Here is a 14,766-nt window from a genome sequence, read left to right as displayed (position 1 = left end):
GTCTACGGGGTCCGCCGCCGCAGCGTCGCCGCGGCTAGGCACAAGGCCGTGACCGCAAAGCCCAGCACCACCGCCATGTCGCGCACCGCGGTGCCCGTCAGCTCCGCATGCGCGCCCACCTGCTGAAGCGCCTCCAACGCGTAGCCGGCGGGCAAGACGTTGCTGATCCATTGCAGCCAAGTCGCCATCAGGCCTCGCGGCACGATGATGCCGGCCAGCAGTAGCTGCGGCACCATGACCAGCGGGATGAACTGCACAGCCTGAAATTCGGTGCGGGCGAACGCGCTACACAACAAGCCCAGCCCGACGCCGAGCACGGCGTTGATGATCGCGATCACAAACACCCACAGTGGACTCCCGGCGGTGTCGAAGCCGAGGAACCAAAACGACACGACGCAGGCCAAAACGGCTTGCGTGGCAGCTGCAATCGAAAACGCCGTCCCGTAGGCGATCAGCAGATCGAGCCGCCGCAGCGGGGTGGTCAGAATCCGCTCCAGCGTTCCCGAGGCCCGTTCGCGCTGCATTGTGATCGACGTGATCACGAACATCAAGAAGAGCGGGAACAGGCCCAGCAGGATCAGGCAGGCGTTGTTGAACGGCGACGGGCTGCCCGGTCGATGCGGAGCGTTTTCGAACATGAAGTACATCAGCGTGATGACCAGGACCGGCACCAGCAGGATCATCGCCACGCTGCGGTGATCGGCTGCCAGTTGACGCAGAATCCGCGCCGTGGTGGCGGTATAGCCCTGCAGGCCTATCCGGCTCTGGGACCGGCCGCTTGCGCGGTGGTGCGTTTGATGATGGACAGGAACGCTTCCTCGAGTGCCGTGCATCCGGTGTCCTCTCGTAGTCGGTTCGGCGTGGTGTGCGCAACCAAGTGACCTTCACGCATCAGCAGCAGGTCACCGCAGTGGTCGGCTTCGTCCATCACGTGGCTGGAAACCAGCAGTGTGGTGCCGCCGCGGGCCAAATCATGGAACTGGCCCCACAAATCTGCGCGCAGCACCGGGTCTAGACCCACCGTCGGTTCGTCCAGCACGAGCAACTCGGGCTGGCAGACCAACGCGCAGGCCAGCGATACCCTCGTGCGCTGGCCGCCGGAAAGGTTTCCGCAATAGGCGCTGCGGTGATCGGAGAGCCCCACCAGCTCGATGGCGGCGTCGGCCGCATGGCTGCCGAACCCGTACAGCGACGCGAAGTAGCGAAGGTTGTCGACGATTCGCAGGTCGTTGTAAATGGTCGGGTCTTGCGGCATGTATCCGACACGTCGGCGCAGCACCGCCGACCCGGCTGGCCGGCCCAGGACCGTGACCCGACCAGCGGTGACGATCTGGGTGCCAACGATGCAGCGCATCAGGGTGGTCTTGCCGCAGCCGGAGGGACCGAGCAGGCCGGTGATGGTGCCGCAGGCAATCTGTACCGAAAAGTCCTGCAGCGCTGGCCTTTTGCCGCGGATCACGCGCAGATGGCTGATATCGACGGCGATGCGATCGCGGCTCGGTAGTAATTCATCACTTGATGAACTCATCATGCGATGAATATCCGCCCCCGATGCCGCACTGTCAAGAGCCGCGGCAAAATTTGTCCGGTGAGCGCTGAGGAGCTGGCGGTCGACCCGGTCACCGCGGCGCGCCGGCTACTGGGCGCCACGCTTTATGGACGGGGTGTCAGCGCCACAATCGTCGAGGTGGAGGCCTATGGTGGGGTGCCCGAAGGCCCGTGGCCGGACGCGGCGGCGCACTCCTACCGCGGGCTCAACGGTCGCAATGCGGTGATGTTTGGCCCGCCCGGACACCTCTACACGTACCGAAGCCACGGGATCCATGTCTGCGCCAACGTCGCGTGCGGCCCCGATGGGACAGCCGCAGCCGTCCTGCTCAGGTCCGCGGCGATCGAAAGCGGCATCGAGCTGGCGCGGTCCCGGCGCGGCGAACTCGTCCGCACCGTCGCGCTGGCGCGCGGACCTGGAAACCTATGTTCGGCTCTGGGAATCACCATGGCAGACAACGGGCTTGATCTTTTCGATCCCGGCAGCCCCATCACGTTGAAACTCAACGACCCCCTCGATGCCGTGTGCGGTCCCCGAGTCGGCATCAGCGTGGCCGCCGACCGGCCGTGGCGGCTGTGGCTGCAGGGGCGATTCGAGGTCTCGGCCTACCGCCGCAGCCCGCGAGCGCCCGCGCCCGGGGCCAGCGATTAACGGCGCAGGGCGCAATGCTGGAAGATCTATAACTGTGGGCGTACCCATCCTCGACGAGCTGGCCTGGCGCGGGCTGATCGCACAGTCCACCGACCTTGATGCGCTGGCTGCTGAAGCAGCGCGGGGACCGCTCACGGTGTACGCGGGCTTCGACCCCACCGCGCCGAGCCTGCACGCGGGTCACCTGGTGCCGTTACTGGCCCTGCGCCGTTTCCAACGAGCCGGCCATCGCCCCATCGTGTTGGCCGGCGGCGCTACCGGACTCATCGGCGACCCGCGCGACACCGGTGAACGCACCCTCAATGCCGCCGACACCGTCCTGGAATGGACCGAGCGAATCCGCGGACAGCTGGAGAAGTTCGTCGACTTCGACAACGCGTCCACGGGCGCGATCGTCGAGAACAACCTCGAGTGGACGCGCGACATGTCCGCCATCGAGTTCCTGCGCGACGTGGGCAAGCATTTTTCGGTGAACGTGATGCTCGACCGCGACGTCATCCGGCGCCGCCTGGACGGGGAAGGCATCTCCTACACCGAGTTCAGTTACCTGCTGCTGCAAGCCAACGACTACGTCGAGCTGTACCGGCGGCACCACTGCGTGCTGCAGATCGGCGGTTCCGATCAGTGGGGCAACATCATCGCCGGGGTGCGCTTGGTGCGCCAAAAGCTGGGTGTGACCGTGCATGCGCTGACGGTGCCGCTGGTCACCGCGGCCGACGGCGCCAAGTTCGGCAAATCCACCGGCGGCGGCAATCTGTGGCTGGACCCCGAGATGACCACCCCGTACGCGTGGTACCAGTACTTCATCAATACCGCCGACGCCGACGTCATCCGGTACCTGCGCTGGTTCACGTTCCTGTCCGCCGACGAACTCGCCGACCTCGAGGAGGCGACGGCGTCGCGCCCGCAGGAGCGGGTCGCGCAGCGCACGCTTGCCCGAGAACTCACCACGCTGGTACACGGCGAGGCGGCCACCGAGGCCGTCGAGCACGCCAGCCGGGCCCTGTTCGGCCGCGGGGAACTGGCGCGGCTAGACGAAGCGACGCTGGCGGCGGCGCTGCGGGAAACCCCGGTTGCCGAGCTGAAGCCGGGCGCCCCCGACGGGATCGTCGATCTGCTGGTGGCCAGCGGTCTGTCGCCCAGCAAGGGCGCCGCGCGGCGAACGATCGCCGAAGGCGGCGTCTCGGTCAACAACACCAAGGTCGACAGCGAGGAGTGGACGCCGCGGCCAGCGGACTTCTTGCACGGCCGGTGGCTGGTGTTGCGGCGGGGCAAGCGAAATATCGCCGGCATCGAACGCGTCGGGTGAACCGTTCACGTCGCGGGCTCGCTCCGGGAAGGGGAGTGGGAACAATCAGCACCGTGCCGGCGTTAATTGACTTGTCGCGGTGAAAGTGGCCGTCCACAAGGCCATTTGACTGCGATCTGTCCCTCGCGTAACTTGATAGAGCCGTCGCGAAGCGGCCAGTCCGCTAACCGCGAGGCTCCCAGAGGGACTGCCCTCACCGTCCGCACTACGAACACGCGGCTCATCGGCCGCGGGTTCGATGCGCGGCCGGAACGGGTGTTGTTTGAGAACTCAATAGTGTGTTGGTGGTTTTGTTTGTTGTTTTTGCCGTGCCCTGATGTTCCTCGTGTCGGGGTGTGGTGTTTTGTTTGTCGGGGTTTTCTCTGAATGGTTTTGTTTGGAGAGTTTGATCCTGGCTCAGGACGAACGCTGGCGGCGTGCTTAACACATGCAAGTCGAACGGAAAGGCCCCTTTTTGGGGTGCTCGAGTGGCGAACGGGTGAGTAACACGTGGGTGACCTGCCCTGCACTTCGGGATAAGCCTGGGAAACTGGGTCTAATACCGGATAGGACCATTCTGCGCATGTGGGGTGGTGGAAAGCGTTTGGTAGCGGTGTGGGATGGGCCCGCGGCCTATCAGCTTGTTGGTGGGGTGATGGCCTACCAAGGCGACGACGGGTAGCCGGCCTGAGAGGGTGTCCGGCCACACTGGGACTGAGATACGGCCCAGACTCCTACGGGAGGCAGCAGTGGGGAATATTGCACAATGGGCGCAAGCCTGATGCAGCGACGCCGCGTGGGGGATGACGGCCTTCGGGTTGTAAACCTCTTTCAGCCTCGACGAAGCTGCGGGTTTTCTCGTGGTGACGGTAGGGGCAGAAGAAGCACCGGCCAACTACGTGCCAGCAGCCGCGGTAATACGTAGGGTGCAAGCGTTGTCCGGAATTACTGGGCGTAAAGAGCTCGTAGGCGGCTTGTCGCGTTGTTCGTGGAATGCCACAGCTTAACTGTGGGCGTGCGGGCGATACGGGCAGGCTGGAGTGCTGCAGGGGAGACTGGAATTCCTGGTGTAGCGGTGGAATGCGCAGATATCAGGAGGAACACCGGTGGCGAAGGCGGGTCTCTGGGCAGTAACTGACGCTGAGGAGCGAAAGCGTGGGGAGCGAACAGGATTAGATACCCTGGTAGTCCACGCCGTAAACGGTGGGTACTAGGTGTGGGTTCTTTCCTGAAGGATCCGTGCCGTAGCTAACGCATTAAGTACCCCGCCTGGGGAGTACGGCCGCAAGGCTAAAACTCAAAGGAATTGACGGGGGCCCGCACAAGCGGCGGAGCATGTGGATTAATTCGATGCAACGCGAAGAACCTTACCTGGGTTTGACATGCACAGGACGGTCGTAGAGATACGGCTTCCCTTGTGGCCTGTGTGCAGGTGGTGCATGGCTGTCGTCAGCTCGTGTCGTGAGATGTTGGGTTAAGTCCCGCAACGAGCGCAACCCTTGTCCCATGTTGCCAGCACGTGATGGTGGGGACTCATGGGAGACTGCCGGGGTCAACTCGGAGGAAGGTGGGGATGACGTCAAGTCATCATGCCCCTTATGTCCAGGGCTTCACACATGCTACAATGGCCGGTACAAAGGGCTGCGATGCCGTGAGGTTAAGCGAATCCTTGGAAAGCCGGTCTCAGTTCGGATCGGGGTCTGCAACTCGACCCCGTGAAGTCGGAGTCGCTAGTAATCGCAGATCAGCAATGCTGCGGTGAATACGTTCCCGGGCCTTGTACACACCGCCCGTCACGTCATGAAAGTCGGTAACACCCGAAGCCGCTGGCCTAACCCCGTTTGGGGAGGGAGGCGTCGAAGGTGGGATCGGCGATTGGGACGAAGTCGTAACAAGGTAGCCGTACCGGAAGGTGCGGCTGGATCACCTCCTTTCTAGGGAGCACCGTAAACGCATCCCGCGTGGGGTGTGGGTTCGGCGTGTTGTGGCGTCGGGCCGAGGTGTTGGGCAGCAGGCAGTAACCGCCGGCACACTGTTGGGTTTTGAGGCAACACCCGTGGTGGTGTTGTGCTCCGCGTGGTGGCGGGGTGTGGTGTTTGAGTGTTGGATAGTGGTTGCGAGCATCTGGCAAAGACTGTGGTAAGCGGTTTTTGTTGAGTGTTTTCTGGTGTTTGTAAGTGTGTAAGGGCGCATGGTGGATGCCTTGGCATTGGGCGCCGATGAAGGACGTGGGAGGCTGCGATAAGCCTCGGGGAGCTGCCAACCGAGCGTGGATCCGAGGGTGTCCGAATGGGGTAACCCGGCACGAGTGATGTCGTGTCACCCGCATCTGAATGGATAGGGTGCGGGGGGGAACGCGGGGAAGTGAAACATCTCAGTACCCGTAGGAGAAGAAAACAACCGTGATTCCGTTAGTAGTGGCGAGCGAACGCGGAGGATGGCTAAACCGCGCGCATGGGATACCCGGCGGGGGTTGTGTGTGCGGGGTGGTGGGGCGTTTCGTCTCGGGTCCGCCGGCCCGGGCGGGAGTGAGAAACCGTGGTGTTAGCCGAAGTGGCCTGGGATGGTCTGCCGTAGACGGTGAGAGCCCGGTAGGCGAAAACATTACGGCTCCCGAGGAGGCGTTCCCGAGTAGCAGCGGGCCCGTGGAATCTGCTGTGAATCGGCCGGGACCACCCGGTAAGCCTAAATACGTCCCAATGACCGATAGCGGAAAAGTACCGTGAGGGAATGGTGAAAAGTACCCCGGGAGGGGAGTGAAAGAGTACCTGAAACCGTGTGCCTACAATCCGTCAAAGCCCCCGGGTGGGGTGATGGCGTGCCTTTTGAAGAATGAGCCTGCGAGTCACTGGCATGTCGCGAGGTTAACCCGGGTGGGGTAGCCGCAGCGAAAGCGAGTCTGAATAGGGCGTAGCACGTGTTGAGCGTGTGTAGTGGCATGTTGTGGACCCGAAGCGGGGTGATCTACCCATGGCCAGGGTGAAGCGCGGGTAAGACCGCGTGGAGGCCCGAACCCACTTAGGTTGAAGACTGAGGGGATGAGCTGTGGGTAGGGGTGAAAGGCCAATCAAACTCCGTGATAGCTGGTTCTCCCCGAAATGCATTTAGGTGCAGCGTCGCATGGTTCACACCGGAGGTAGAGCTACTGGATGGCCGATGGGCCCGACTAGGTTACTGACGTCAGCCAAACTCCGAATGCCGGTGTGGTTAGTGTGGCAGTGAGACGGCGGGGGATAAGCTTCGCGCGTCGAAAGGGAAACAGCCCAGATCGCCGGCTAAGGCCCCTAAGGGTGTGCTAAGTGGGAAAGGATGTGCAGTCGCGAAGACAACCAGGAGGTTGGCTTAGAAGCAGCCATCCTTGAAAGAGTGCGTAATAGCTCACTGGTCAAGTGGTTGTGCGCCGATAATGTAGCGGGGCTCAAGCACACCGCCGAAGCCGCGGCAACACGTAGGTGTTGGGTAGGGGAGCGTTCCCTCATCGGGGAAGCAGCAGAGTGATCTGTTGTGGAGGTGGGGGAAGTGAGAATGCAGGCATGAGTAGCGATAAGGCAAGTGAGAACCTTGCCCGCCGGAAGACCAAGGGTTCCTGGGCCAGGCCAGTCCGCCCAGGGTGAGTCGGGACCTAAGGCGAGGCCGACAGGCGTAGTCGATGGACAACGGGTTGATATTCCCGTACCCGTGGGTGCGCGCCCATACCGAATCGGATCTGCTAACCACCCAAACGGTGGGTGATCACGCCCTTTCGGGGGTGTGGGGCCCGCCCGCTGCGTGGGGCCCGGTCCGCTAGTAGGTAAGCGAGGGGGTGACGCAGAAAGGTAGCCGTACCAGTCAGTGGTGATACTGGGGCAAGCCCGTAGGGAGTCGGATAGGCAAATCCGTCCGGCGTGAAATCCTGAGAGGTGATGCATAACCGGTTGAGGTGAATTCGGTGATCCTCTGCTGCCAAGAAAAGCCTCTAGCGAGTGCACGCACGGCCCGTACCCCAAACCGACACAGGTGGTCAGGTAGAGAATACCGAGGCGTACGAGTTAACTATGGTTAAGGAACTCGGCAAAATGCCCCCGTAACTTCGGGAGAAGGGGGACCGGAATACCGTCAAGGCCCCCGCGGCCGGCAGCGGGATCCGGTGGCACAAACCAGGGAGAAGCGACTGTTTACTAAAAACACAGGTCCGTGCGAAGTCGCAAGACGAGGTATACGGACTGACGCCTGCCCGGTGCTGGAAGGTTAAGAGGACCCGTCAACCCCGGTTTTCGGGGTGAAGCGGAGAATTTAAGCCCCAGTAAACGGCGGTGGTAACTATAACCATCCTAAGGTAGCGAAATTCCTTGTCGGGTAAGTTCCGACCTGCACGAATGGCGTAACGACTTCTCCACTGTCTCAACCATAGACTCGGCGAAATTGCACTACGAGTAAAGATGCTCGTTACGCGCGGCAGGACGAAAAGACCCCGGGACCTTCACTACAACTTGGTATTGGAGTCCGGTGCGGCTTGTGTAGGATAGGTGGGAGACTAAGAAGCCCGCACGCCAGTGCGGGTGGAGTCGTCGTTGAAATACCACTCTGGCCGTATTGGGTTTCTAACCTCGAACCCTGAACCGGGTTCAGGGACAGTGCCTGGCGGGTAGTTTAACTGGGGCGGTTGCCTCCCAAACGGTAACGGAGGCGCCCAAAGGTTCCCTCAACCTGGACGGCAATCAGGTGGCGAGTGCAAGTGCACAAGGGAGCTTGACTGCAAGACCCACACGTCAAGCAGGGACGAAAGTCGGGACTAGTGATCCGGCACCCCCGAGTGGAAGGGGTGTCGCTCAACGGATAAAAGGTACCCCGGGGATAACAGGCTGATCTTCCCCAAGAGTCCATATCGACGGGATGGTTTGGCACCTCGATGTCGGCTCGTCGCATCCTGGGGCTGGAGCAGGTCCCAAGGGTTGGGCTGTTCGCCCATTAAAGCGGCACGCGAGCTGGGTTTAGAACGTCGTGAGACAGTTCGGTCTCTATCCGCCGCGCGCGCCAGAAGCCTGAGGAAACCTGTCCCTAGTACGAGAGGACCGGGACGGACGAACCTCTGGTGCACCAGTTGTCCCGCCAGGGGCACCGCTGGATAGCCACGTTCGGCAAGGATAACCGCTGAAAGCATCTAAGCGGGAAACCCCTTCCAAGACCAGGCTTCTCACCCATCAAGTGGGATAAGGCCCCCGCACAACACGGGATCAATAGACCAGACCTAGACACCCCGCAAGGGGCGAAGGCCACTGGCACTAACCGGCCGAAAACTTACCCACACCAAGCAACCACACACCACACCACACCCCCCACCACCCACCAACAAAAAACTCCACAAAGTTACGGCGGTCCATAGCGGCTGGGAAACGCCCGGACCCATCCCGAACCCGGAAGCTAAGCCAGCCAGCGCCGATGATACTACCCACCCCGGGTGGAAAAGTAGGACACCGCCGAACACACAAAAAGCACCCCACACCAGGGGTGCTTTTATTTATTAATTGAGTTTTCAAAATTGCAATGACGGCGACAGGTTATTTGCAATTGTCGTCGCTGAAATTGTCGCCGTCTCGACCGTTTCCGTATGCTTGATAGGGCCTTCGATACAACCGGGCGGGCAGCGATTTGAGGTGGATGCGCGAATGGTCGACGAGAGGCACGGCGGCAGTGAGCGACGATCGCGGCCAGCATCCGGCGGGCCAGCCACATCTCGGCGCAGGCCGCGTCCCGACCGTGACGTCCCCCGCTCAGGGCCTGGGCGTGCCCGTCGGGCACAACCTAAGCACCCGCCGGGCGGGAACGGTTCCGGCGGCGGGCCACCGATCCCGCCTGATGTGGAAGCTAACCAGCTAGCACCCGAAATCTGGCGTGAGCTAAGCACTTTGGATCGCGCTACCGCAGATACGGTGGCCCGTCACCTGGTCGCGGCGGGTGTGCTCATCGATGACGACCCCGAAGCGGCGCTGAGCCATGCACGCGCGGCCCGGGCCCGATCCGGCCGGATCGCCGCCATTCGCGAAGCCGTCGGGATCGCGGCCTACCACTGCGGTGACTGGGCCCAAGCACTCGCCGAGCTGCGCGCCGCCCGCAGGATGGGCAGCAAGTCCGCGTTGCTTCCGCTGATCGCCGACTGCGAACGCGGTCTCGGCCGTCCAGAGCGGGCGATCGAACTAGCGCGGGGACCGGAGGCAGCCCAGCTCAGCGGCGACGATGCCGACGAATTGCGTATCGTCGCCGCTGGGGCCCGCGCGGATCTGGGTCAACTGGAGCAAGCGTTGACCGTGTTGTCCACGCCACCGCTGGATCCCCGTCGCACCGGATCGACCGCCGCACGCTTGTTCTACGCCTACGCTGAGACCCTGTTGGCGCTGGGCCGCAGTGACGAAGCGCTGCAATGGTTTTTGCGTTCGGCGGCAGCGGATGTCGATGGCGTCACCGATGCCGAAGAGCGGGTCAGCGAGTTGGCCTGACGTGACAACGCTTGCACAGCAGCACGATTGCTTGCTCATCGATCTGGACGGAACCGTCTTTCATGGCCATCGGCCTACCGATGGCGCGGTCGAGTCGCTGGACAAGGCACATAGCCGCAAGCTGTTCATCACCAATAACGCCTCCCGCGGGGCGGACGAAGTAGCCGCGCACCTGCGTGATTTGGGCTTCACGGCAACCGGTGACGACGTTGTCACCAGTGGCCAGGCCGCCGCGCATCTGCTAGCAGGCCAACTTCGGCCCGGATCGCCCGTGCTGGTGGTGGGCACCGAGTCGCTGGCCAACGAGATCGTCGCGGTCGGATTACGCCCGGTGCGCCGGTGGGAAGACGAGCCGGTCGCCGTCGTCCAAGGCCACTCGCCCACCACCGGCTGGCCCGATCTCGCCGAGGCCGCACTGGCCATCAGGGCAGGCGTGCTGTGGGTCGCGACCAATGTCGACCGCACCTTGCCCTCGGAACGGGGGTTGCTGCCGGGCAACGGCGCCATGGTCGCGGCGTTGCAAGCGGCCACCGACGCCGAACCCCAGGTGGCTGGCAAACCAGCACCCGGCCTGATGAAAGAGGCGGTGGCGCGCGGTGATTTTCACGCCCCGTTGGTGGTCGGTGACCGGTTGGACACCGATATCGCTGGTGCCAACGCGGCCGGGATGCCCAGCCTGATGGTGCTCACCGGGGTCAATTCGGCCCGCGACGCGGTTTATGCGCTGCCTGCGCAACGGCCCACCTACATCGCGCACGACCTGCGCTCGTTGCACCACAACGCCGTCGAGCTCGAAGTCGCGCCCCAGTCGGTCTGGCGCGTAGACGCCCGCGACGGGACGCTGACGGTCAGCACCAACGGCGACGACAACGCCGGGGATGGGCTGTCCGTGGTACGTGCCGTGGCCTGGGCGGTGTGGGATGCCCAACTCGACGCGGCTCATATCAGGATCCAGGCCGCCGACGAGCAGGCCCGGAACGCACTCAAGCGCTGGTCACTGCTCAGCGGGGTGATCGACTAGCGTAATGAGCGCGATGACTATCGACCCTGAACAGATCCGCGCGGAGATCAATGCGCTGCTCGCCGGGCTACCCGACCTCGATGACGACGAGAAGCTCGCCGAGGCCGACCTCGACGAGATTGCCCGCCGTCTGTCCGAAGCGCACGACGTGCTGGTACGCGCGCTGGAGTCGGCGGAGAAGGGCTGAACGCAGGCATGCCGCGGCGTGCCCGCATTGACGCCGAACTCGTTCGGCGCGGGTTGGCGCGATCCCGTCACGAGGCAGCAGAGTTGATCGGGGCAGGCAGGGTCCGCATCGACGGAATCCTGGCGGCCAAGCCGAGCACCAACGTCCCAGTCACCGCTACGGTGACAGTGGCGCGCCCCGACGACCGCAAGTGGGTGTCCCGGGGAGCGCACAAACTCCTTGGCGCACTTGATGCTTTCGGCATCACCGTCGAGGGCCGACGCTGCCTCGACGCGGGCGCATCAACCGGCGGGTTCACCGAAGTCTTGCTGGATCGGGAAGCGCGGGAAGTAGTCGCCGTCGACGTCGGCTATGGACAGCTGGCGTGGTCGCTGCGGTCCGATCCACGGGTGGTCGTTGTCGAGCGCACCAACGTCCGCGATCTGTCGCCCGAAGTGATCGGCGGGCTGGTCGACATGGTGGTGGCAGACCTGTCGTTCATCTCGCTGACCACGGTGTTGCCTGTCTTGACTGGCTGCGCGTCGCGGGACGCCGATATCGTTCCCATGGTGAAGCCGCAGTTCGAGGTGGGGAAGGGTCAAGTAGGAGCCGGCGGGGTCGTGCATGATCCGAAGCTGCGCCGCGATTCGCTGCTCGCTGTCGCTCGACGTGCCGAGGAGCTGGGCTGGCATACCGTCGGCGTCGTCGCCAGCCCCCTTCCGGGACCGTCGGGCAACGTCGAATACTTCCTGTGGTTGCGTGCCCACACCGATTTCCCCCTATCCGGTGACCGGTTGGCGCGGGCCGCGCAAGATGCCGTCGCCGAGGGGCCGCAATGACCCGCGACCGCACGATCCTGCTTGTGATTCACCCCGGACGCGACGAGGTGACCGAGACCGCGCGCAGAGTTGAAAAAAGCTTGGCCGACAACGGAATTGGGTTGCGCGCACTGTCGGCTGAGGCAGTCGACCGGGGACCGGTGCACCTGTCGCCGGACGACATGCGCGCACTTGGTGTCGACATCGAGGTGGTCGATGCCGACTCGCGCGCTGCCCAGGGATGCGAATTGGTGCTGGTGCTTGGGGGTGACGGCACGTTTCTGCGGGCGGCCGAGTTGGCCCGCACCGCGAACATCCCGGTGCTCGGCGTCAACTTGGGCCGGATTGGTTTCTTGGCCGAGGCCGAGGCCGAAGCTATCGACGCTGTCCTCGAACGGGTGGTCGCCCGAAATTACCGCATCGAGGACCGCCTGACCCTTGACATCGTGGTGCGCGCCAAGGGCCAGATCGTCGACCGCGGGTGGGCAATGAACGAAGCGAGCCTGGAAAAGGGCCCCCGGCTGGGTGTGCTCGGGGTTGTTCTGGAGGTCGACGGTCGACCGGTGTCGACGTTCGGCTGCGACGGGGTGTTGGTGGCAACCCCGACGGGGTCGACCGCGTACGCGTTCTCGGCGGGGGGTCCGGTGTTGTGGCCCGACCTGGAGGCGATCCTCGTGGTGCCCAACAATGCTCATGCACTGTTCGCCCGGCCGATGGTCACCAGCCCCGACGCCACCATCGCAATCGAAGTCGAGTCGAGCGGCCACAATGCCCTGGTGTTCTGCGACGGGCGCCGCGAAATGCAGGTACCGGCCGGCGGGCGGCTGGAGGTGACGCGCTGCGACACACCGGTGAAGTGGGCGCGGCTGGACTCTGCGCCGTTCACCGACCGCCTGGTGCGCAAGTTCCGGCTCCCGGTAAGCGGATGGCGCGGACAGTAGCGGTGCTCACCGATGTTGAGTGAAATACGCATCGAGTCGCTGGGCGCGATCAGCGTGGCGACCGCGGAGTTCGACCGGGGCCTGACCGTGTTGACCGGCGAGACCGGCACCGGCAAGACCATGGTGGTCACCGGACTGCACCTGCTCGGCGGGGCGCGCGCCGACGCCGCAAGGGTGCGCTCGGGCGCTGACCGCGCTGTCGTCGAAGGTCGTTTCACCACAGTCGATCTCGACGAGCAAATCGCCGCGCAAATCGATGAGATCCTCGACGCGTCGGGGGCCGAGCGCGACGACGACGGCAGCGTGATCGCGCTGCGCTCGGTCAGCCGCGACGGGCCGTCACGCGCCTACTTGGGCGGCCGCAGCGTGCCCGCCAAGTCGCTGAGCAGCTTCACCACCGGGCTGCTCACGCTGCACGGCCAAAACGATCAGCTGCGGTTGATGCGGCCCGACGAGCAGCGCAACGCGCTGGACCGTTTCGCTGATGCCGGCTCGAGTCTGGAGCGCTACCGCAAACTCCGCGAGGCTTGGCAGTCGGCCCGCCGCGACCTGGTCGACCGCACCAACCACGCCCGGGAATTAGCCCAGGAGGCAGACCGGCTGAAGTTCGCCCTCAACGAGATCGACACCATCGCCCCCGAGCCGGGTGAGGACGAGGCGCTGCTCGCCGACATCCGGCGGCTCTCCGAGCTGGACGCGCTACGCGAAGCGGCGGCCAGTGCGCGCGCAGCGTTATCCGGGACGCTGCCCGACGGCGACGTGGTGTCCGAGTTTGCGGCCGAGCCACGCTCGGCCGCCGACCTGCTGGCCCGGGCAAAGTCGGCGTTGGACGCCACCGACGATGGCGCGCTGCGCGCGTTGGCGGATCAACTCGACGAAGCGCTGGCGGTGGTTCACGATGCGGCCCGCGAGCTCGGCAATTACCTGTCCGAGCTGCCCGCCGACGCCAGCGCACTGGACTCCAAACTCGCTCGCCAGGCCCAACTGCGCACGCTGACCCGCAAGTACGCCGCCGACATCGACGGCGTGTTGCAGTGGGCGCGTGAATCCCGCGAGCGGCTGACGCAAATCGATGTCTCGGAGGACGCGCTGGCAATGCTGCAGCGCCGCGTCGACGAACTGACGGCCGAACTAGCAGAAGCGGCAACAGATCTCAGCAAGGTGCGCCGACAGGCGGCCAAACGACTCGCCAAGGCGGTCAGCGCGGAGCTATCCGGGCTGGCGATGGCCGACGCCGAACTCGCCGTCACCGTGACGACCACGGCGGCCAACGACGGCGATCCCGCCGCGCTGAGGCTGCCGTCCGGTGAGCTGGTGCACGCCGGGGCGGACGGTATCGACCAGGTCGAGTTCGGCTTTGCCGCCCACCGCGGTACCACGGTGCTGCCGCTGTCGAAAAGCGCTTCGGGTGGCGAATTGTCGCGGGTGATGCTGGCCTTGGAGGTGGTCCTGGCCGCCTCGAGCGGACGTTCAGCGGGCACCACGATGGTCTTCGACGAGGTCGACGCCGGCGTCGGTGGGCGTGCGGCGGTGCAGATCGGGCGGCGCCTGGCCCGGCTCGCCCGCTCGCATCAGGTCATCGTGGTCACGCACCTGCCGCAGGTGGCGGCCTACGCCGACGTGCACTTGGTGGTCGACACCATCGGGCGGGACGGTGCCAGCGGCGTTCGCCGGGTGGACGGCGAGGACCGCGTCGCTGAGCTGGCCCGGATGCTGGCCGGGCTCGGCGAGTCGGACAGCGCTCGTGCGCACGCCCGCGAGCTGCTCGAAGCGGCGCGAGCCGAGCGCATCGCCACAGCATAGGTGCCTGTGGTGGATGTGACAATTTATAACTAATGAGGCTAGTGTTACGGCGCGCC

The 14,766-nt window shown here is 64.3% G+C and carries 10 protein-coding genes and 3 rRNA genes; 11 read left to right on the top strand and 2 right to left on the bottom strand.

The features are described from left to right. Positions 1-2: 2 nt before the first annotated feature. Complete coding sequence (locus tag MYXE_RS12875) at positions 3-752, bottom strand: ABC transporter permease (RefSeq protein ID WP_232061831.1); 750 nt, start codon at positions 750-752, stop codon at positions 3-5. A gap of 2 nt (positions 753-754) precedes the next feature. Next, complete coding sequence (locus MYXE_RS12870; protein ID WP_085198224.1) at positions 755-1,531, bottom strand: ABC transporter ATP-binding protein; 777 nt, start codon at positions 1,529-1,531, stop codon at positions 755-757. A gap of 57 nt (positions 1,532-1,588) precedes the next feature. Here MYXE_RS12870 and MYXE_RS12865 point away from each other — a divergent pair, with 57 nt between their 5' ends. The 11 genes from MYXE_RS12865 (at position 1,589) to recN (ending at position 14,710) form a co-directional block, all read left to right on the top strand. Continuing rightward, complete coding sequence (locus MYXE_RS12865; protein ID WP_003920431.1) at positions 1,589-2,200, top strand: DNA-3-methyladenine glycosylase; 612 nt, start codon at positions 1,589-1,591, stop codon at positions 2,198-2,200. A 34-nt stretch (positions 2,201-2,234) separates the two neighbouring features. Continuing rightward, positions 2,235-3,509, top strand: coding sequence for a tyrosine--tRNA ligase (gene tyrS, locus MYXE_RS12860; RefSeq protein ID WP_003920432.1), 1,275 nt, complete (start codon positions 2,235-2,237; stop codon positions 3,507-3,509). A gap of 373 nt (positions 3,510-3,882) precedes the next feature. After that, a 16S ribosomal RNA gene (locus MYXE_RS12855) occupies positions 3,883-5,422 on the top strand. A 237-nt stretch (positions 5,423-5,659) separates the two neighbouring features. Beyond that, positions 5,660-8,773, top strand: a 23S ribosomal RNA gene (locus MYXE_RS12850). A gap of 62 nt (positions 8,774-8,835) precedes the next feature. Then, positions 8,836-8,950, top strand: a 5S ribosomal RNA gene (gene rrf, locus MYXE_RS12845). Together the 16S, 23S and 5S rRNA genes form the textbook arrangement of a ribosomal RNA operon. Before the next feature lie 183 nt (positions 8,951-9,133). Continuing rightward, entirely contained in the window at positions 9,134-9,961 is an 828-nt protein-coding gene (locus tag MYXE_RS12840) for a tetratricopeptide repeat protein (protein WP_081485258.1), read from the top strand. A 1-nt stretch (position 9,962) separates the two neighbouring features. After that, positions 9,963-10,982, top strand: a complete 1,020-nt coding sequence (locus tag MYXE_RS12835; protein ID WP_085193987.1) for an HAD-IIA family hydrolase — start codon at positions 9,963-9,965, stop codon at positions 10,980-10,982. A gap of 13 nt (positions 10,983-10,995) precedes the next feature. After that, positions 10,996-11,169 carry a hypothetical protein gene (locus MYXE_RS23610; protein ID WP_003919516.1) on the top strand — a complete coding sequence of 58 codons (174 nt, stop codon included), beginning with the start codon at positions 10,996-10,998 and terminating at the stop codon, positions 11,167-11,169. Positions 11,170-11,177: 8 nt separating this feature from the next. Then, positions 11,178-11,987 (top strand): TlyA family RNA methyltransferase, encoded by an 810-nt coding sequence (locus MYXE_RS12830; protein WP_085193985.1) that lies wholly within the window; start codon positions 11,178-11,180, stop codon positions 11,985-11,987. Continuing rightward, a complete protein-coding gene (locus MYXE_RS12825) occupies positions 11,984-12,907 on the top strand; it encodes an NAD kinase (RefSeq protein ID WP_003919518.1) in 924 nt (307 codons plus the stop codon). The genes MYXE_RS12830 and MYXE_RS12825 overlap by 4 nt, the downstream gene beginning before the upstream one ends. A 12-nt stretch (positions 12,908-12,919) precedes the next feature. After that, positions 12,920-14,710, top strand: a complete 1,791-nt coding sequence (gene recN, locus MYXE_RS12820) for a DNA repair protein RecN (protein ID WP_085193983.1) — start codon at positions 12,920-12,922, stop codon at positions 14,708-14,710. Positions 14,711-14,766: the final 56 nt, after the last annotated feature.

Origin of the sequence: Mycobacterium xenopi, assembly GCF_009936235.1 — a bacterium.
Taxonomy (GTDB): Bacteria; Actinomycetota; Actinomycetes; order Mycobacteriales; family Mycobacteriaceae; genus Mycobacterium; species Mycobacterium xenopi.
The sequence above is the reverse complement of the archived record's forward strand: the minus strand, read 5'-3'. Positions and strand labels throughout refer to the sequence as shown.

Excerpts from the sequence above, each read along its gene's own strand:
- MYXE_RS12870 (WP_085198224.1), bottom strand. The coding sequence starts at position 1,531 with ATGATGAGTTCATCAAGTGATGAATTACTACCGAGCCGCGATCGCATC.
- MYXE_RS12840 (WP_081485258.1), top strand. The coding sequence starts at position 9,134 with ATGGTCGACGAGAGGCACGGCGGCAGTGAGCGACGATCGCGGCCAGCA.
- MYXE_RS23610 (WP_003919516.1), top strand. The coding sequence starts at position 10,996 with ATGACTATCGACCCTGAACAGATCCGCGCGGAGATCAATGCGCTGCTC.
- MYXE_RS12830 (WP_085193985.1), top strand. The coding sequence starts at position 11,178 with ATGCCGCGGCGTGCCCGCATTGACGCCGAACTCGTTCGGCGCGGGTTG.
- MYXE_RS12825 (WP_003919518.1), top strand. The coding sequence starts at position 11,984 with ATGACCCGCGACCGCACGATCCTGCTTGTGATTCACCCCGGACGCGAC.
- recN (WP_085193983.1), top strand. The coding sequence starts at position 12,920 with ATGTTGAGTGAAATACGCATCGAGTCGCTGGGCGCGATCAGCGTGGCG.